The following is an 18,665-nucleotide window of genomic DNA, read 5'->3' as shown; positions in this document are numbered from 1 at the left end:
CCGATAAATCCGCTTTCCGGGCAGATCTGGCAACCTGCACTAGTATGTAGATAACCAGAACAAGTGATCAATCGGGAAATCCGGAGGCAAACCAATAATGAAAATCGGTATCCCCAAGGAAATCTTTGAGGACGAGCGGCGAGTGGCCGCCACGCCACCTTCTGTTCACAAGTTAATCGGACTTGGTTATGACGTGATCGTGGAAGGCGGCGCCGGCGAGGCGGCGAACTACTCCGATGCCGCCTATGAAAAAGTGGGCGCAGCCATCGCAGCCGATACCAGCTCACTGTGGAAAGAAGCCGACTTTATCCTCAAGGTCCGCGCGCCCATGGAAAATCCGGCACTGGGCAAACACGAAGCGGATCTGATGAAGGAGGGCGCGTTTCTGGTCAGCTACATCTGGCCAGCCCAGAACCCGGAATTGCTGGAAAAGCTGGCCGCCAGAAAGATCACGTCTTTCGCCATCGACAGCCTGCCCCGCATCAGCCGCGCCCAGAAGATGGACGCACTCAGCGCCATGGCCAACATCGCCGGCTATCGGGCGGTGATCGAGGCGGCGAACCACTTCGGGCGTTTCTTTACCGGGCAGGTTACCGCTGCTGGCAAGGTGCCACCCGCGAAAATCATGGTCATCGGTGCCGGGGTGGCTGGCCTGGCAGCCATTGGCGCGGCCAACAGCATGGGCGCTATCGTGCGGGCCTTTGATACCCGGCTGGAAGTAAAGGAACAGGTCGAGAGCATGGGCGCCGAGTTCCTGGAACTGGATTTCGGTGACGAGGAAGGCAGCGGCAGCGGTGGTTACGCCAAGCAGATGAGTGACGAGTTCATCAAGGCGGAGATGGCGCTGTTTGCAGAGCAGGCGGAAGAGGTGGATATCATCATCACCACCGCCCTGATTCCCGGCAAACCGGCACCGAAACTGATCACCGCCGACATGGTAAAATCCATGAAGCCCGGCAGCGTGATCGTGGATCTGGCCTCAGAGCGAGGGGGTAACTGCGAACTGACCGAACCGGGCAAAGTCGCCCATCAACACGGCGTTACCCTGATCGGCTACACCGACCTGCCCAGCCGGATGGCCAAGGTGGCCAGTGATCTGTACGCCACCAACCTGGTGCATCTGCTCACCGAGCTGACACCCGAGAAAGACGGCACGCCGCTGGTGAACATGGAAGACGAAGTCATCCGCGGCCTGACGGTGGTTCACGAGGACGAAATAACCTGGCCGCCGCCACAACCGGAATCGCCGGTCAGCCCCAAGCCCGCACCGGGCACCGAGGAGCCTTCAGCCGAAGCAAAAGCGGCCGCCAAGAAGGACGCGGACCGTCGCAGCCTGATCGGCAAAGGCGTTCTTCTGGTGGTGACGGCCCTGGCGCTCTACGGAGTGGGCGCCCACGCGCCGGAAAGCTTCCTGCAACACTTCACTGTGTTCGTACTGGCCTGCTTTATTGGCTGGCAGGTGATCTGGAACGTAACCCCTTCCCTGCATACCCCCCTGATGAGCGTTACCAACGCCATCAGCGGCATCATCGTTATCGGCGCCATTCTGCATCTGGCCCAGGCGGAGAATATTGCCGTTGGCATCATGGCGTTTGTGGCGGTGCTGATTGCCAGCATCAACGTGGGCGGTGGCTTCCGGGTCACCCATCGCATGCTCAAAATGTTCCGCAAGTAGGAGACGCCCGATATGAGCACAGGACTGGTGAGCGTGGCCTACGTGGTCGCAAGTATCTTGTTTATTCTCAGCCTTGGTGGCCTTAGCCACCAGACATCGGCACGACGGGGCAATCTCTACGGCGTCGCCGGTATTATCATCGCCGTGGGAGCAACTCTGGCCAGCGTTGACGGCGGCATCGTCTCGATCCTGGTGGCCGTGTTGCTGGGTGCCGGCATCGGCATTGCTATCGCCAACAAGGTGGAAATGACCCAGATGCCACAACTGGTCGCCCTGCTCCACAGTTTCGTGGGTCTGGCGGCGGTATTGGTAGGTTTTTCCGGTTATATCGAGCCGTTGATTGCCACCTCCGGTACCGAGCACACCATCAAACTGGTGGAGGTGTTTGTCGGCATTTTTATAGGTGCCATTACCTTCACCGGTTCACTGGTGGCCTGCGGCAAACTGGACGGCCGAATCGACAGCAAGGCGCTGACCCTGCCCGGACGGCACCTGATGAACCTGACAGCGATCATTGTCTGCGTCTTGCTCGGGGCCTGGTTCCTGGGCACCGAGAGCATGGCACTGGGGATCGTTGCCCTGATCCTGATGACCGCCATTGCCTCGGTCCTCGGCATTCACCTGATCATGGCTATTGGCGGCGCCGACATGCCGGTGGTGGTTTCGATGCTTAACAGTTACTCCGGGTGGGCCGCCGCTTCCATCGGTTTCATGTTGGGCAATGATCTGCTGATTGTCGTTGGTGCCCTGGTGGGCAGCAGCGGTGCCATCCTCAGCTACATCATGTGCAAGGCCATGAACCGCTCGTTCATCAGCGTGATCCTCGGTGGCTTCGGCCAGACCAGCAGCAGTTCGGCGGCCGCGGATGCCGATCAAACGGTGCACGAATCCAGTGCCGATGATGTCTGCGAGGAGTTGCGCAACGCCCAGTCGGTGATCATTGTGCCCGGTTACGGCATGGCGGTGGCCCAGGCCCAGAACGGCGTCAGCGAAATGACCAAGATCCTTCGGGACCGTGGCGTAAACGTGCGCTTTGGCATCCATCCGGTGGCTGGTCGTCTGCCAGGACACATGAACGTACTATTGGCGGAAGCCCATGTCCCTTATGACATCGTGCTGGAAATGGACGAAATCAACGATGACTTCCCGGATACCGACGTGGTGCTGGTCATCGGCGCCAACGACACCGTGAACCCGGCCGCCGCCGAAGACCCGGGCAGTCCGATTGCCGGCATGCCGGTGCTGGAGGTCTGGAAGGCTGGACAGGTTGTCGTGCTCAAGCGAGGCATGGCCACCGGCTATTCCGGCGTAGAGAACCCGCTGTTCTTCAAGGACAACACGCGCATGTTGTTCGGCGATGCCAAGGACAGCATCGACAAGCTGGTAGGAGGTTTGCGGGGCTGAAGGCAGCCCCGCGCCTGATCTGTTGCCAGTTTATTCCGTGGTGTTGTAGACGTAAGACGAGACTGTGCCGTCCTGGTTGAATCGAACAACCAGGTCGGTGGTTTCTGCATCACCGAAGGCAGACCACTTGTACTTGCCATAGGTCCAGGTGCGTTTGCCGTCTTCGATCCCGGTGCGCCACGGCTCGCCGAACATCTCCTGGATATCGGCCCGCGTGGTTTCACCAATCTGGATCTGGTCCACATTGTGGGTGGCGAAGTCTTTGCCGACAGTCGCACAGCCCACCATGGCTACCATCACCAGAGCCACACACAGCGTTTTAACCGAACCAATCATCGACATACCAATCCCTCATTTTCGGGTGAGTTTCACCCATCATAACGTGTCTCTGTTCAGACGCGATTACCAAGACGACAGGTTTCCGGGAACAAAAAAGCCGCAGGCCGGGAGGCGCTGCGGCAGGTCGATCGTCCGATCGAAGGGGATAATCAATACAGTTTGGCGAGGGACTTCTTGGCGAAGGATTCGACTTCGTTCAACCGGCCTTCTTTCACCTTGATCAGCCATTCGGGATCCTGCAGAAGTGCCCGACCAACGGCAATCAGCTCGAACTCGTGGTTATTCATCCGCTCCACCAGCTCATCGATCCCGGCTTTCTCAACCGCTTCCTGCTTGCTGGCAAAGGTGCCGCTGATGAAATCTTCGGTCAGCCCGACACTGCCCACGGACATGGTCGGCTTGCCGGAAAGCTTCTGGGTCCAGCCTGCGAGGTTCAGATCCGAGCCTTCAAACTCCGGCTCCCAGAACCGGCGGGTAGATGCGTGGAAAATGTCCACACCGGCTTCCACCAGTGGCTTCAGGAACCGTTCGAGTTCCTCAGGGCTGTTCACCAGTTTGGCTTCGTAATCCTGCTGCTTCCACTGGGAGAACCGCAGCATGATCGGGAAATCAGGCCCGACGCGATGGCGCACCGCCTCAACGATTTCGACCACAAAGCGCAGGCGGTTTTCCATAGAGCCGCCGTATTCATCGTCCCGCTGGTTGGTGCCTTCCCACAGGAACTGGTCCAGCAGGTAGCCATGGGCACCGTGGATCTCGACACCATCAAAACCGAGGGCTTTGGCATCCTGGGCGGCATCGGCAAAGGCGGTGACCACGTCCTCAATATCCTCTTTGGTCATGGCTTTGCCGTTGGGCTTGCCAGGGCCAAACAGACCGGATGGGCTGTAACCGGGCACCGAAGGATCCGGAGGTGTGCCTTCCTTGCGTACGGCGCCAACGTGCCAGAGTTGCGGGAAAATGGCTCCACCGGCTTCGTGCACGGCATCAACAACGTTTTTCCAGCCTTGAAGGGCGTCGGAACCATGAAATGCCGGCACATTGGGATAACCACTGGCGGCGGGGTGATTTACTGTAGTGCCTTCGGTAATGATCAGACCAACGCCGGCTTCGGCGCGGCGCTGATAATAGGCCACAACATCCTCACCCGGCACACCATCAGGCGAGAAGTTGCGGGTCATCGGTGCCATCGCCACCCGGTTACGCAGCTTGAGGTTGTGAAGTTCAAACGGTTCGAAAAGCGGGCCAAGATTCATGCTCATGGTAATGTGCAACCTTACTAGTTTGGTTTCGTTAAGCAACCATATTGAATCTGGTTTTAAAATGCAACCCTATTCAGTACACTCCCACCATGGCCAGAAAACGTTTTGATGACTCCAGTTGCTCCGTCGCCCGTGCCCTCAATGAAGTGGGTGACTGGTGGTCCCTGCTGATCGTACTACACGCCATGTATGGCACCCGCCGGTTCGTGGACTTCCAGCAGGAACTGGGCATTGCCAAGAATATCCTCTGCGATCGTCTGGCCCGGCTGGTGGATAACGAGGTGTTGCGCAAGGTGGATGTGGGCGAACACGGCTCCCGCTTTGAATACCGCTTGACTGAGAAAGGCCGGGATCTGTTCCCGGTGGTGATTGCCCTGCGCCAGTGGGGCGACAAGTGGAATCCCGCCCCGGACCAGACACCCCTGGACCTGCGCGACCGTGCCACCGGCCGCCCTATTCACACGGTGGAAGTCCAGAATGCCGATGGCAACCCCCTGAGCATCCGGGATGTGTTCGTACCGGACGAGAGTCTGCCCGAAGGCAAAAGACCTCCGCCTGACTCTCCGCAGTAATCGCGGCACCGCCCGATTTCTTGAGCTACGTCAATCTTGCGATCAAACCAGCCCCCCTGCCCGGCCAATCTTGCGCTAAATCAAGTTTCCTTTCTCCGCTGCCACTAATCTGAAGCCATCAACGATTCAGGTTAAGGAGATGGATATGTCCCGCACATTTAAACTTGGTGTTCTGGCTGCAGCGGTTATGGCTGCGGCGCCGGCTGTTCAAGCGTACGAAGCTGGTGATTTTATTGGCCGCGTTGGCGTGGTGACTGTTGATCCGGATTCCTCCAGCAGCAATTTGAACTCCAATGCTCTTGGTGAGCTTGACGGCGCCAAGGTTAGCGTTGATTCCAACACTCAGTTGGGCCTGACCGTGAGCTATATGTTCACTGATCAGATTGCTCTGGGTATTCTGGGCGCGACGCCGTTCAAGCACAACATTGAAGGTGATGGATCCATTCTGGGTGGCGCCGGCAAACTGGCCGAAACCAAGCAACTGCCGCCAACCATCACGCTGCAATACTTCCCGATGCCAAGTGGCAGCAAGTTCCAGCCTTATGTTGGCGTTGGCGTGAACTACACCAACTTCTTTGAAGAGAAAACCACCCAGACTCTGACCGATACCTATGCAACACTCGCCTCAGGCGTGGACCGCACCGACATCGAACTGGATGACAGCTTTGGCTTGGCAGCTGAGATTGGCCTGGATTACATGGTCACAGACAACATCGGTGTAAACGCCGCTATCTGGTACGCAGACATCGATACCGAGGCCACCATCAACGCCTACGCTGGCAACACTAAAGCAGACACCAGCACCATTGACGTTGATATCGACCCCTGGGTCTACATGGTAGGCCTGTCCTACAAGTTTTGATCCCCGTGCCTCCGTCAGTCGCCACGGTCTGTTGGCTGGCGGAAGGTGCGTTCTCCTGTGCGGGGCCCTCCGGCCCCGCCTTTTTTTTGTCCGCCAGAAACAGGAAGGCGGAGCACCTGCCCCGCCTTCCTGAACTGTCCTGACCTGCCTCAGGCACTCTGGCGCTGGGCTGAGCGGCTTCGCTGACCACCGCCATTCTGGCTCCGGCCACCACTGCGGCCACCTGGCTTGTCCCCAAAGCTTTTCGGCTTGCCTCCGGGCCGGCCATTGCCACCACCGTTACTACTGCGGGTACGGGCGCGGCTGGGATCGGCCTTGGCTTTCGGTTTCAGCGGCAGGTTGTTGGTAGGCTCAAAGCCTTCCACTTCCGTGCGCGGCAGCTGCTTCTTAATCAGTCTTTCGATACCGGCGAGCATTTTGCCTTCATCGGCACTGACCAGTGACAGGGCGTGACCACTTTCACCGGCACGGCCGGTGCGACCAATACGATGCACATAGTCTTCCGGCACGTTGGGCAGTTCGAAGTTCACCACCTGGGGCAGCTGCTTGATGTCCAGACCACGAGCAGCGATATCCGTTGCCACCAGCACACGCACTTCGCCAGCCTTGAAGTCCGCCAGCGCGCGGGTGCGGGCACCCTGCGACTTGTTGCCGTGAATGGCAGCAGCGGTAATACCGTCCTTCTCCAGTTTCTGGGTCAGACGGTTGGCACCGTGCTTGGTGCGGGTAAACACCAGCACCTGGTCCCAGCTGTTGTCACGCACCAGCTTGCTCAGCAGGGCGGTTTTCTGGCTCTGATCCACCGGGTAGACAGACTGCTTGATGTTTTCGGCAGAGGTGTTTCGAGCCGCCACTTCAACCTGAACCGGGTTATCCAGCAGACCTTCGGCCAGAGTCCGGATCTCGTTCGAGAAGGTGGCGGAGAACAACAGGTTCTGGCGCTTGGCTGGCAGCAGCGCAAGAATCTTGCGGATGTCGCGAATAAAGCCCATATCCAGCATGCGGTCGGCTTCGTCCAGCACCAGGATTTCCACTTCGTTGAAGCGCACAGCGTTCTGCTGATACAGGTCCATCAGGCGGCCCGGTGTTGCCACCAGCACGTCCAGGCCTTTGCGCAGCTTCATCATCTGCGGATTGATTTTCACACCACCGAAAACCACCGCGGCCTTGGTAGGAACGTATTTGCTGTAAAGATTCACGCTGTCGTGAACCTGTGCCGCCAGTTCACGGGTGGGCGTCAGGATCAGCGCGCGGGGGCCTTTGCCGGTGCGCGGGTTTTCACCCAGACGCTGCAGCAAGGGCAAGGTAAAACCGGCGGTTTTGCCGGTACCGGTCTGGGCAGCAGCCATAACGTCCCGGCCAGAAAGCACGGCGGGAATGGCCTGGGCCTGAATGGGAGACGGGGTTTCATAACCCTGGTCAGACGTGGCACGGACCAGCTGCTCGGACAAACCGAGTGAAGAAAAACTCATATTGGATCAACTCTTGATTATTCTGCCTCCACGACCACCGTTCTCGGTGAATGCGGGCAGATGCCATGAACATTCATGGAATAAAAGACGACTACGGTCACGCGCCGTTATCGGGGTGACGTCCTCTGACAGGTCGTATGGAAAGGTCGCACGGGCTTAAAGCCTTAAACTGCGGAATCCCTAGAGGCAGGATGCGGGCACATTAACAGAGGCCCGGGCAATTAGCCATAGGTGATTATAATAAGCATCCGAAGGAACCTGGATTGCATCTTCGAGTCAGACTGCCTTTACGAAACCGAACCACACAGGGATTTGTCAGAATGAGCGTCAGTATCGGCCCAGTGAGCCTGTCCATCGGCCATCTTCTCCTGGTTATCGCCTTCGGCCTGGCTCTGCTGGTTGGAGGGGTGCTGGGCCGCAAATATCGGGTGCCGGTAGCCGGATCGGTGGCCGATATCTTTGTAGTCGCGATGCTGAGCGCCCGGATCGGTTTCGTAATCAGCTATTTCGAGCATTACCAGAACGACCTGCTGGGCATCATTGATATCCGTGACGGCGGTTTCGATGTGCTCTGGGGTGTCATAGGCGCCATCATCTTCACCGGCTTTCTGATGTGGCGCAGGAGAGCACAACGCAAGCCGCTGGCTACCGCCGCGTTAACGGGCGCCCTGTTCTGGGCCGGTACCGCAGGCACCATTACACTGATCGAACAGCAGGCCCGCAGTATGCCGGACGTGGCCCTGCGCTCGCTCAATGGTGAAGTGATCAACCTGTCCCGGCTGGCTCCCGGCCAACCCCTGGTCGTGAACCTCTGGGCCACCTGGTGCCCGCCCTGTATTCGCGAAATGCCGGTGCTGGAGGAGGCCCAGCATATCTACCAGGATGTCGCCTTTGTGTTTGCCAACCAGAGGGAACAGCCGGAAACCATCCGTTCCTTTCTTGAGGAAAACCGTCTGAACCTGAACAATCTGTACCGGGACGATCAGGCTCAGCTGGCCCGGGCGGTGGGCAGCAATGGCTTACCAACCACGCTTTTCTACAATGCCCAGGGCCAATTAATCGATTCCCACATGGGCGAACTGTCACGGGCAACACTGGCAAGAGGCCTGGAACAGATCCGTACACCCGAGGAATGAACCTGGCTCGATTTCCCGATAGTGGCCTGAGTTTTATCTATTGAGTGGCCGCTTTGGCAAAATTCCCCAATGCGCCACTCACTTTATCGAGCACCTCATCGCATCCTTCGATGTCATGGCGGCCCTTCAGGTATTGCGGATCGTTGTACCCCAGCCATACCTCACCGTTGGCATCCTCCCAGATCAGGGCTTTCTGGGGCAGGTCAATGGCCACACTCTGAGCGCACTGCATCAGTGGCGTGCCGACTTTGGGGTTGCCGAAAATAACCACTTCGGTCGGACGCAACGCCAGCCCGGCTTTTTCCGCGCCCTGCTGATGATTAACCCGGGCCATGACCGTCATGCCTTTCTCCTTCAGCACAGACTCGAGTTTGTCCGCCGTCGCTTTGACATCGTGACTGCTTTTCACCGCGATCAGTCCATCTGCGGCATGAGTGAGCGTGGCGAACAACAGGGTTGATGCCACGAGAACCAGTCTGAGAGTGCAGCGCATAGTATCCTCCTGAGCCTTTGCTGAAGATTTCAGGATAGAACAGCAGCGGGCCTCACGCATGCAAACGCTTCAGTAGATCGCTGCCGCACCTTCTGGCCTGCTCTTGAAGCGCTTGTGCAGCCACAGATACTGATCGGGCTGCTCACGAACGGTGGCCTCAATAAACCGGTTCCAGACTTTGGCGTCCTGTTCCGGATGTTCGCCGAAGGACTCCTGAATCGGAGAGAACACCACCCGGTAACTGCCATCGGGCATTCGCAGGTGACTCACACAGATAACGGCGGCGCCGGATTCCCGGGCAATGTAGCTCGGCGACGTAATACAGCCGGCACTGACCCCGAAAAAGGGCACAAACACCTCCGACTTGTTGCCGAAATCCTGATCACAGGCGAACCAGACCTGCCCCCCTTCCTTAAGAAACGACAACATGGGTCTGATCTGACGCTTGGTGAAGGGCCGGATACCAAAATGGCGTCGGCGGCCGCGTTCGATCATACGGTCGATCACCGGGTTGTTGTTGGGGCGATACATGTAACCCGGCTTCTCGAGCTTGCAGGCAATCAAGGGCAGTGCAAAATCAAAAATACTGTAGTGACCACCGATCAGCAACACACCCTTACCGCGTCGTTTCGCTTCTTCGAGGTGCTCGGTGCCATATACCGAGGCGCTTTCGCAATAGGGAGTCATATCCCGCCACCAGGCATGAACGCTTTCCAGAACGCCACGCGCCGAGGCCACAAAGGCATCCTCAACCAGTTGGCGACGGGTTGCTTCATCCAGATCCGGCATGCAGGCGGCGAGATTGGCGTCCGCAACCCTGGCCCGGGATCGCATTTTTCTGGAAAGCAGCCTCCCCAGCCAGCGACCAAAGCGCTGCTTCAGTCCCATGGGAAGAAATGAGAAAAGCCAGAGCAGGAAGACCAGAGCCCAGGCCCCCCAAAAAGCGGGATGCCAGAGAGCGCGTTTTCTACTTTTTCTACCGGAGGCCATACAACGATCGCCTGTGATCTGTAGTAAGGAAGGGGACGCTCAGCCTGACACATTCTCCGCTGGCGGGATACTTGAGATCCTCATGGGCCTTGTTGGCCCAAAAGGGGATCCAATTCCGGAATTCAGGAGTATGGTTTACAGGAGATACGCGTTTATACGTAGAAATCATCCTAAAAGACAGGAAATTCCTCGCTATGTCCCGATGGAAGTTCGCCCCCGGCATTCTTATCCTGCCGCTCGTATTCGCCGGCTGCAGTGAAAATAGCAGCCAACAGACGACAACACAGCCGACAGCAGAGCTCAAACCACCGTCGGAAACCGGGACACTCAAAGTCGCCACCCGCAATGGCTCCACCACCTATTACCTGGATCGCCACGAAAATCCTGTCGGTCCCGAGCATGCGCTGATCAGCGCCTACGCCGAGAGTCGGGGCTGGCAGGTAGAATGGACCATGCTTGATTCCACCAGCGACGTTCTGGCGGCGTTGGAATCTGGCAACACCCATCTGGCCGCAGCGGGACTGACGCACCTCGCCTCCCGCGATGAGCGCTTTGTAAGAGGCCCGGCTCACACCGAGATTACCGAACAACTCGTCTGCCATCGCGACGCTCGGCCCATGCCCCGCAAACCTGAGGACATTCCCGGCACTGATATTGTCGTAACCGCCGGCTCCAGCTACGTTGAAACCCTGAACAAGCTCAATGAGCAACACCCGGGCATCGGGTTTCGGGAAGATGCAGACCGCACCACAGAAGTGATTCTCTCGGATGTCGCGGAACAGGACGTCGGCTGCACCGTGGCCGATTCCAACATTGTTCAGGTAATGCGCCGGCACTTCCCGCATCTGGAAGTGGCAATGACGCTCACAGAAGGCCGGAATCTGGGCTGGTACCTGCCCATGGGCTCGGAAGATCTTGGCTCGGATGCCCACGAGTGGATGAACAGCGTGGATGGCGATGAGGCCATCGGCCTGATGGAAAACCGCTACTATTCCTACATCGGTGATTTCGATTTTGTCGATCTGCGGGCACTGAACCGTCGGATTGAGGATCGGCTACCCGAGTTCATTGATGAATTCCGGGAAGCCGAGGCCAAAACCGGGATGCCCGCAGACCTTCTGGCCGCCCTGTCTTACCAGGAGTCCCATTGGGACCCGGCAGCAAAATCTCCCACCGGCGTCCGGGGCATCATGATGCTGACCCGACGAACCGCCGAATCACTGGGTGTGACCAACCGGCTGGACCCGGAGGCTGCCATTGATGGCGGAGCACGTTACCTGGCCGACCGGCACCGCCGCCTGCCAGAGACTATTCCTGAGCCGGACCGCACCTTCCTGGCGCTGGCAAGCTACAACATCGGCCGGGGCCATCTGCTGGATGCCCGTGCGCTGGCCCGGACCCTGAACAAGAATCCGGACTCCTGGCAGGAAATGACCGAGGTTTTACCCCTCAAGGCTGACAAGCGATACTACCCCAGCACCCGTTACGGGTACGCCCGTGGCTACGAGCCCGTGCACTACGTGCAGCGCATCCGCAACTACCGGGACGTCATACGTTCGGCCTTTGAATGATCAGGTCCCAAACAGGGCCGAGCGCAAAGGCCGCAGGAAACCACCGGATTCTTTCTGACTGGCGTGGGTCCGCTTGCCGTCGAATTCCAGGTAGCCATCCTCAATTGGCTCAAAGCGCAGGATTTTCACATCTTCCAGGTAATTCTGGGACGACTTCCAGGGCCCATGGGTACCCTGGCGGGGGAGACGATCAGCCGCACGATTGATATAGCCGGCATTGAGGGACCCCAGGACGGTGTCGTCGCCGCGACTGTTCTCAGTGTCCCGGGCCACCACGGTACGATAGCCACGCTTGTCCATCAGGTTCATCAGCCGGCACAGGTACTCGGCGGCAATGTCCACCTTCAGGGTCCAGGAAATGTTGGTGTAACCGAAGATCATGCCGGCGTTGGGCACGCCCTCCACCATCACGTTCTTGTAGATAATCTTGTCTTTCATCACGACTTCCTGGCCGTCCACGGTCGGCCGGATTCCACCCAGCATCTGGATATCCAGACCTGTTGCCGGGATGATGATATCTGCTTCCAGTTCCTCGCCCGATTTCAGGCGGATGCCGGTTTCCGTGAAGCGGTCAATATGATCGGTGGCAATGGACGCCTTGCCCGCTTTCATGGCCTGGAAAAGGTCCCCGTCTTTTACCACACACAGGCGCTGGTCCCAGGGATTGTAATCCGGCGTGAAGTGCCGCATATCGGCGGTGTCCCCAACCTTGCGTTTGATAATGCCCAGGAACAGCCGGCGCATGAACTTCGGGCTCCTTCTGGAGCGCAAGTAAAGAAAACGGGAAATGGAAATATTCCGGGCCCGGGTCAGCCGATAGGCGGTTCTCTCGGGCAGAATTTTCTGCAGGGCCAGAGACACCTTGTCGGTTGAAGGCAGAGGCATCAGATAGGTGGGTGAGCGCTGCAGCATGGTGACATGAGCGGCCTGCTCTGCCATCGTCGGCACCAGGGTAATGGCAGTTGCGCCGCTGCCAATAACCACCACCTTCTTGCCCGCGTAGTCGAGATCTTCCGGCCAGTGCTGCGGGTGTACGATCTGGCCGCGGAAATCATTTTCACCCAGGAAGTCCGGCTTGTAGCCCTGATCATAATTGTAGTAGCCGGTACAGCCGACCATGAAGTTGGCGGTGTAGTATTCTGTTTCGCCGGTGGCTTCGTTCAGGGCCGAGAGCTTCCAGCATTTGTCGACGCCCGACCAGTCCGCCGTTTTGACGGCCAGGCCAAAGCGAATGTGGCGCTCAACGTCGTGTTCCCTCGCGGTCTCCGCCACATAATTCTTGATCGATGCGCCGTCGGCCAGCACCTTGCCGCCTGTCCAGGGGCGGAAATTGTAGCCGAAGGTAAACATGTCCGAATCCGAGCGGATTCCCGGGTAACGGAACAGATCCCAGGTGCCACCCAGGGACTGCCGACGTTCGAGGATGGCAAACGACTTGCCGGGGCATTCACGCTTAAGATGGCATGCCATGCCAATGCCGGAAACGCCGGCACCGATGATCAGTACATCGAAATGCTGGTTACTCATTGCCTGTCCTCTCGGATTCCAGTCCGCTTTTTATAATCAATGGCCTGCAATCAAGATAGCTCAGGCTGCGCTGGTCGGGAATTGGCCAAAGTGGTCCCTGCCCCTGGTTGTTTCAGTCAGTCTCGAGATGCGAAACCGCCGACCCGCAACGCCGTTCAACTTCCGGGCGTGAAATCGGGGTATTTCTTCTGCAGCCGATAGAGCCGGATGATGGTGATGATGTTGGTGACCAGCACCATGCCTTCTGCCAGGGTTCCACCCACGGAACCGATAACGATGTTGTTGAGCATCCAGGCCAGGGCAGCAAACCCGAGCACGATTCGCAGGGGAATACCCCTGAGCATGAACATGCCCACGGTGCCGAAAACGGCGGCGGCGAGGGGGAATACATCGGTGATGGATTTCCAGGTCGCCCAGGCAACGACCAGGTTTACCGCCAGCATGCCCAGCATAATAGGCCAGTTGCCCTGGTACTTGCGCGCCAAAGTAATGCGCACAATCACCAGAACGGTCAGTGCCGAGGCGGTCCAGCTCTCGAAGAACGCGAACATCAAGGCAAACGCAACGTTGGCGGAGATCAGCAGCACCATCAACCGGTCGTCATTCTTGTTCGCGAAGCCGGCAATGCAGAAACCCAGGGCTACAAGACCGCACACCTGGCCCAGAACCTCGGCGAGGGTCATGTCTGCGATCAGATCAATCATCCTTTACCGGCCTGTTGCTCGTCGCCATATCGGTAATCCCCTCTGCCCGCAAAAGGTTTCAGCCTGCCACAATCAGGGCCTTTGAGCCATCAAGCTCCCTGTGCCAAAGTGCTCACGTCATTCAGCAAGGACCACCCAAGACCATGAAAACCGTATTCTCTCCCCTGCACAGCCGCCGAGATGTCAAAACCGAACTGGACGGCGGACTGCTGATCGAGCCCCACGAGAAGCCTTCCCGTGCCGAAACCATCCTGGCACGAGTGAAAGAACAGGCGCTGGGAGAGATTCTGGAACCGGAAGAATATGGCCTGGAGCCCGTCAAACGGGTACACACCGCCGATTACGTGGCGTTCCTGAAAACCTGCTGGCAGGAATGGTTGGCTGCCGGCAAACCGGGTGAAGCCATCCCGGCGGTCTGGGCGGGTCGCGGCATGCGCCATCGGCTGCCCAGGGACATCGACGGCCGGCTGGGCTATTACAGCTTCGCGGCGGAGACGTCGATCTCGGATGGTACCTGGGAAGCCGCCCGGGCATCCGCCAATGTGGCTCTGACCGCCCAGAAACTGGTGGCCAAAGGCGAGCGCGCCGCCTTCGGCCTGTGCCGGCCACCCGGTCATCACGCCCATGCCGATGTGTTCGGAGGCTACTGCTTTTTCAACAATGCCGCCATCGTGGCCCAGGCCTTTCGTGACCAGGGCTATGGCAAGGTCGCCGTGCTGGATGTGGACTTCCACCACGGCAACGGCACCCAGGCGATTTTCTACGATCGCAACGACGTTCTGACCATCAGCCTGCATGGCGATCCCGACCTGGTTTTCCCGCATTTTCTCGGTTTTGAAGATGAGACCGGCGAGGGCGCCGGCGAAGGCTACAACCTGAATATGGTCTACCCGCCCAACACCCCCTACAGCGTCTGGAGTCAGGGACTGGAAAACGCCTGCGAGCGAATCCAGACATTCAAACCGGACGCTCTGGTGGTTGCCCTCGGTGTCGATACCTTCGAAGAGGACCCGATCTCGTTCTTCAAGCTGATCTCCAGCGACTATCTGACACTGGGCGCACGTCTTGCCCGGCTTGGACTACCAACGGTCTTTACCATGGAGGGCGGGTATGACGTCGATGCCATCGGCGTCAATGCGGTGAATGTGATGCAGGGATTCGACCGGACTGCGGGCTGAATCAGCCCTTGAAGCCCTTGCCGAGGATGTAGACTTCCCGGGAGCGTGAGCGGGAGGAATCCGGCTTGCGCACCACAACCTTGTCGAAGACAGCACGTACCGATTTCAGGTACTCGTCGTACCCTTCGCCCTGAAAAACCTTGGCCAGGAAGCTGCCTTTGGGCTTGAGTACCTGGCTTGCCATGTCCAGGGCCAGTTCCACCAGGTACATGGAGGCGGCCTGGTCGGCAACGGTCACGCCGCTGATGTTCGGCGCCATGTCGGAAATCACCACGTCCACCGGGTCACCACCCAGGGTGGCCATGATCGACTCGAATACGTCGTTTTCGGTGAAATCACCCTGGATGAAATCCACGCCGGCAATGGCATCCATGGGCAGGATGTCGGAGGCAATCACGCGGCCTTTGTGGCCCACCAGTTTGGCCGCCACCTGGGACCAGCCACCGGGCGCCGAGCCCAGATCCACAACCACCATGTTGGGATGGATCAAACGGTCCTTCTTGTTGATTTCAAGAAGCTTGTAACTGGCGCGGGAGCGGTAGCCATCTACCTGCGCCTGTTTCACGAAGGGGTCGTTGACGTGCTCTTCAAGCCAGCGGTTACTGCTTTTGGATCGGGCCATGGGGTCTCTTCACAACGGGAAAGCCAGGCGCCAATTGTACGTGCCGCGCCGGGCGGCGGCAAAATCCTGACAACCGGGACGGCCACACGTACAATCCTGCCTGAATTCTGTGATTTTTCAGAACCCACCACGCCCACCTGACGGGAGACCGCCTTCGTGAATCTGGCCGACATCAAAAAGCTGCACCAGAAAAAGTACCGGCAGTCGTTTGGCCACTATCTGGTTGAGGGCGAACACCTGGTTCTTGAGCTGCAGAAAGCCACCGACGGCCAACCTGCTCTGAAGGCTTCGGAACTTTACGTCACCGGGGCCTATGAGCACTGGCAGAGCCCGTTCAGAACCCATGTCATCAGCGATCGCCAGATGGCACAGCTCGCCGACACCCGAACACCCCAGGGGATTCTGGCGGTGGTGCCCATGCCGAAGCGCCCGGCGGAACCTGTGCCCGGCGAGAAAGCGATTTATCTGCACGAGGTTCAGGACCCCGGTAACCTGGGAACCATACTGCGCACTCTGGCCTGGTTCGGCGGTTTCCGGTGCCTGCTAAGCCCGGGCAGTGTCGACCCCTTCAACCCGAAGGTGGTGCGTGCCAGCATGGGGGCGCTCTTTCACGTCCCTCTCGAAACCGACGTTGCTCTGACAAGCCTTGTCGACCGATACCAGAGCCTTGCCTGCCTCGACCTCAATGGCGGTTCGATGGCATCCCGTGGCTTCAGGGAACACGACTGTTATCTGTTCGGCAACGAAGCCCGGGGTGTGCCGCGGGAGGCCCTCGATCAATTGAAGGCGGTGCCGTACAGCATTCAAGGCCAGGGGCAGATCGAGTCCCTGAACCTGGCCTCGGCGGTGAATATGTGCACCTACGAATTAATGCGGGACCTTTAGACTGCAAACCCCATGCTCTGAGCACTTTCCCCAATCGTTCTGGCGGAAACCGCCATTGCCTGTGCCTTGCCAATTGAGCACGATCAGAGTCTGATCCCGAGACCGGACTGATGACTATGGAACGCTATCTCCAGCCCACCGCCTTTTTTGACTATGACCATCCCCGGCTGCAGGCCTGGATCGAGTCAGAGCTGGAGGGAGTTCCTGATGAGCCGGTGGAGCAGATCAAGGCGCTCTATCTCGCTGTTCGTGACAGCATCAGCTACAACCCCTACGTGTTCCGGACCGATGCCAACACGTTCAGTGCCAGCTACGCTCTGGAAAGCGGCGAAACCTACTGCATTCCCAAGGCGGTTCTCCTGGGCGCGGCAGCTCGCTCGATTGGCGTTCCCAGCCGCCTCGGCCTGGCCGATGTACGCAACCATCTCTCAAGCCCGAAACTGATCGAATGGCTGCGGTCGGACATTTTCCGTATGCACGGGTATATCGAGCTGTTCCTGAACGGCCAATGGGTCAAGGCGACGCCGGCGTTCAATCGGCAACTGTGCGAGCTGATGAAGGTGGAGCCGCTGGAATTCGATGGGGTGCACGATTCCATGTTCCAGGAGTACACCGAGGATGGCCACGCGCACATGGAGTATGTGAACGACCATGGCCTGTTCGACGACGTGCCTCATGAGTTTATCGTCTCTGGTGTCCGGGCGGCCTACAGTCATCTCTTTGCCGAGGAAGAGGAGCCTGAAGCTCCGAAAGGCAGTCTGGTGCAGGACATATCGAGCCCCTAAAGCCTGCTCGAATCCAGGAGGACCTTATTCTCTCCTCGCTACCGTGTCTGCTCTCTGCCCTGCCAGCGCCCCAGTTATCGCATCCAGCACGGCATCAGAATCGGGCACTGTTTTCCCGGTATCAGTCTCACCAACGCGGCTGAAGCGCCTAAAATCAATGGCGCTCCAATTCTTCGAGTCCATAATGCGCTGCACCCGCTCAACATTGTCACGGGTTGCAGGTTCCAGCTTGTAGCGGAAAACATAGTCCGGTGACATATCCCCGAAATCCCGGCCATGGTGATAATCATGCAGCAGGAGCAAGGCAAGCCCACCACCCATGAAATGCCGGCCCAGGCTGACCAGCAACTCCCCCTGCCGGATACTTTCCAGGGCCTCAGGTTCCCAGTCTACGCCGCCCACCAACAGATCTTTGCCCGGCGTCCGGCCGGCATTTCGAGCGGCTTCAATCGCGCCCAGTGCCATGCCATCACTCGCGCTCCAGATTGAGACAGTATTCGGATAGCGCTTCAGCAGGACCTCCGTTTTTTCACGGGCCAGCGTGCCGCTCCAGTTGGCGTACACCAGTTGCATAAGCTCGCTGCGCTGCTGGACCGCAGCCGCCAGCAGCCCTCCATTCCTGTCCTTGGTGGCAGACGAATCAAGGGTTCCCGAGAGGGCGACCATGGGAATACTGGGGCCGGAGGCCAGCCCCAATTGTTCGGCCTGTTTGCCCAGCAGCGTTACCAGAGAACGGCCGGCGGCAATATTGTCCGGCGAAAGATGGCCGAGCCAGCCCGACAAGACGCTTCGGGGCATACCGATGCTGGCTCGAGCAGCGTCAGGCACATCGGTATTGAAGGTAAACGTCTTTACACCGGCCCCATCCGCGAGCCTGAGCATGGATTCGGTAACATGCTCCTTGCACATGAACAGCAGGTAGTCCGGCTTATCTTCACGGCTCAGCACGTCCTTCGCCATGCGAAGGTAGCTGAATCGATGACTCTCCCGATCGTATTGAACCTCCAGGTCAACCTCGAGATCCTCCGCCACCGCTTCCATGAAACCGGCCACCAGTTGCCAGAAACGGGAATCATCCGGCGACAGAAAAACAACGCTGGGCCTTGGGCCGGCGTTCGCCATAGGAACTGAAAGCAGGAGCAGGAAACTGATCAGAAAGCGGGCTGGATAAGACCTCATGGAACGAAT

At 58.5% G+C, this 18,665-nt stretch carries 18 protein-coding genes; 9 read left to right on the top strand and 9 right to left on the bottom strand.

Annotated elements, in window-relative coordinates; genetic code table 11:
• Positions 1-97: 97 nt before the first annotated feature.
• Together KYE_RS09295 and pntB are read left to right on the top strand one after the other, a co-directional pair.
• On the top strand, positions 98-1,675 hold the full coding sequence (locus KYE_RS09295; protein WP_008172671.1) for a Re/Si-specific NAD(P)(+) transhydrogenase subunit alpha: 1,578 nt from the start codon (positions 98-100) through the stop codon (positions 1,673-1,675).
• Positions 1,676-1,687: 12 nt separating this feature from the next.
• The gene (pntB, locus tag KYE_RS09290; protein WP_008172670.1) at positions 1,688-3,079 is read left to right on the top strand and encodes a Re/Si-specific NAD(P)(+) transhydrogenase subunit beta; all 1,392 of its coding nucleotides are present in this window, start codon (positions 1,688-1,690) and stop codon (positions 3,077-3,079) included.
• Positions 3,080-3,109: 30 nt separating this feature from the next.
• On the opposite strand, the gene bamE is transcribed toward pntB, so the two are convergent.
• Positions 3,110-3,415: an outer membrane protein assembly factor BamE gene (gene bamE, locus KYE_RS09285; RefSeq protein ID WP_008172667.1), complete on the bottom strand. Its 306-nt coding sequence runs from the start codon at positions 3,413-3,415 to the stop codon at positions 3,110-3,112.
• Positions 3,416-3,567: 152 nt separating this feature from the next.
• Positions 3,568-4,680, bottom strand: coding sequence for an NADH:flavin oxidoreductase (locus tag KYE_RS09280; protein WP_008172665.1), 1,113 nt, complete (start codon positions 4,678-4,680; stop codon positions 3,568-3,570).
• An 89-nt stretch (positions 4,681-4,769) separates the two neighbouring features.
• Between KYE_RS09280 and KYE_RS09275 the strand changes: the two genes are divergently transcribed.
• Together KYE_RS09275 and KYE_RS09270 are read left to right on the top strand one after the other, a co-directional pair.
• A complete protein-coding gene (locus KYE_RS09275; RefSeq protein WP_008172663.1) occupies positions 4,770-5,252 on the top strand; it encodes a winged helix-turn-helix transcriptional regulator in 483 nt (160 codons plus the stop codon).
• A 145-nt stretch (positions 5,253-5,397) separates the two neighbouring features.
• The gene (locus KYE_RS09270; protein WP_008172661.1) at positions 5,398-6,114 is read left to right on the top strand and encodes an OmpW/AlkL family protein; all 717 of its coding nucleotides are present in this window, start codon (positions 5,398-5,400) and stop codon (positions 6,112-6,114) included.
• A 149-nt stretch (positions 6,115-6,263) separates the two neighbouring features.
• Here the strand turns inward: KYE_RS09270 and KYE_RS09265 are convergent, their stop codons facing one another.
• Positions 6,264-7,586, bottom strand: a complete 1,323-nt coding sequence (locus KYE_RS09265; RefSeq protein ID WP_008172658.1) for a DEAD/DEAH box helicase — start codon at positions 7,584-7,586, stop codon at positions 6,264-6,266.
• 320 nt (positions 7,587-7,906) lie between these two features.
• Between KYE_RS09265 and KYE_RS09260 the strand changes: the two genes are divergently transcribed.
• Entirely contained in the window at positions 7,907-8,722 is an 816-nt protein-coding gene (locus KYE_RS09260) for a TlpA disulfide reductase family protein (protein ID WP_008172657.1), read from the top strand.
• A 37-nt stretch (positions 8,723-8,759) separates the two neighbouring features.
• Here KYE_RS09260 and KYE_RS09255 read toward each other — a convergent pair whose 3' ends face one another.
• Positions 8,760-9,215: a DUF302 domain-containing protein gene (locus KYE_RS09255; RefSeq protein WP_008172654.1), complete on the bottom strand. Its 456-nt coding sequence runs from the start codon at positions 9,213-9,215 to the stop codon at positions 8,760-8,762.
• Positions 9,216-9,284: 69 nt separating this feature from the next.
• On the bottom strand, positions 9,285-10,205 hold the full coding sequence (locus tag KYE_RS09250) for a lysophospholipid acyltransferase family protein (protein ID WP_008172651.1): 921 nt from the start codon (positions 10,203-10,205) through the stop codon (positions 9,285-9,287).
• A 194-nt stretch (positions 10,206-10,399) separates the two neighbouring features.
• On the opposite strand from KYE_RS09250, the gene mltF reads away from it, so the two are divergent.
• A complete protein-coding gene (mltF, locus tag KYE_RS09245) occupies positions 10,400-11,776 on the top strand; it encodes a membrane-bound lytic murein transglycosylase MltF (RefSeq protein ID WP_008172649.1) in 1,377 nt (458 codons plus the stop codon).
• On the opposite strand, the gene KYE_RS09240 is transcribed toward mltF, so the two are convergent.
• The gene (locus tag KYE_RS09240; RefSeq protein WP_008172647.1) at positions 11,777-13,303 is read right to left on the bottom strand and encodes a flavin-containing monooxygenase; all 1,527 of its coding nucleotides are present in this window, start codon (positions 13,301-13,303) and stop codon (positions 11,777-11,779) included.
• Between the two features lie 155 nt (positions 13,304-13,458).
• A complete protein-coding gene (locus KYE_RS09235) occupies positions 13,459-14,007 on the bottom strand; it encodes a YgjV family protein (protein ID WP_008172644.1) in 549 nt (182 codons plus the stop codon).
• 143 nt (positions 14,008-14,150) lie between these two features.
• Between KYE_RS09235 and KYE_RS09230 the strand changes: the two genes are divergently transcribed.
• On the top strand, positions 14,151-15,185 hold the full coding sequence (locus KYE_RS09230) for a histone deacetylase family protein (RefSeq protein WP_008172642.1): 1,035 nt from the start codon (positions 14,151-14,153) through the stop codon (positions 15,183-15,185).
• A gap of 1 nt (position 15,186) precedes the next feature.
• Here the strand turns inward: KYE_RS09230 and rlmE are convergent, their stop codons facing one another.
• Positions 15,187-15,807 carry a 23S rRNA (uridine(2552)-2'-O)-methyltransferase RlmE gene (gene rlmE, locus KYE_RS09225; protein ID WP_008172640.1) on the bottom strand — a complete coding sequence of 207 codons (621 nt, stop codon included), beginning with the start codon at positions 15,805-15,807 and terminating at the stop codon, positions 15,187-15,189.
• A gap of 156 nt (positions 15,808-15,963) precedes the next feature.
• Here rlmE and KYE_RS09220 point away from each other — a divergent pair, with 156 nt between their 5' ends.
• Together KYE_RS09220 and KYE_RS09215 are read left to right on the top strand one after the other, a co-directional pair.
• A complete protein-coding gene (locus tag KYE_RS09220) occupies positions 15,964-16,692 on the top strand; it encodes a TrmH family RNA methyltransferase (RefSeq protein ID WP_008172638.1) in 729 nt (242 codons plus the stop codon).
• 116 nt (positions 16,693-16,808) lie between these two features.
• Positions 16,809-17,477, top strand: coding sequence for a transglutaminase-like domain-containing protein (locus KYE_RS09215; RefSeq protein ID WP_008172637.1), 669 nt, complete (start codon positions 16,809-16,811; stop codon positions 17,475-17,477).
• A gap of 24 nt (positions 17,478-17,501) precedes the next feature.
• Here the strand turns inward: KYE_RS09215 and KYE_RS09210 are convergent, their stop codons facing one another.
• Positions 17,502-18,656 (bottom strand): ABC transporter substrate-binding protein, encoded by a 1,155-nt coding sequence (locus tag KYE_RS09210; RefSeq protein WP_008172635.1) that lies wholly within the window; start codon positions 18,654-18,656, stop codon positions 17,502-17,504.
• Positions 18,657-18,665: the final 9 nt, after the last annotated feature.

The organism is Marinobacter manganoxydans MnI7-9, from assembly GCF_000235625.1.
Lineage (GTDB): Bacteria > Pseudomonadota > Gammaproteobacteria > Pseudomonadales > Oleiphilaceae > Marinobacter > Marinobacter manganoxydans.
The sequence above is the reverse complement of the archived record's forward strand: the minus strand, read 5'-3'. Positions and strand labels throughout refer to the sequence as shown.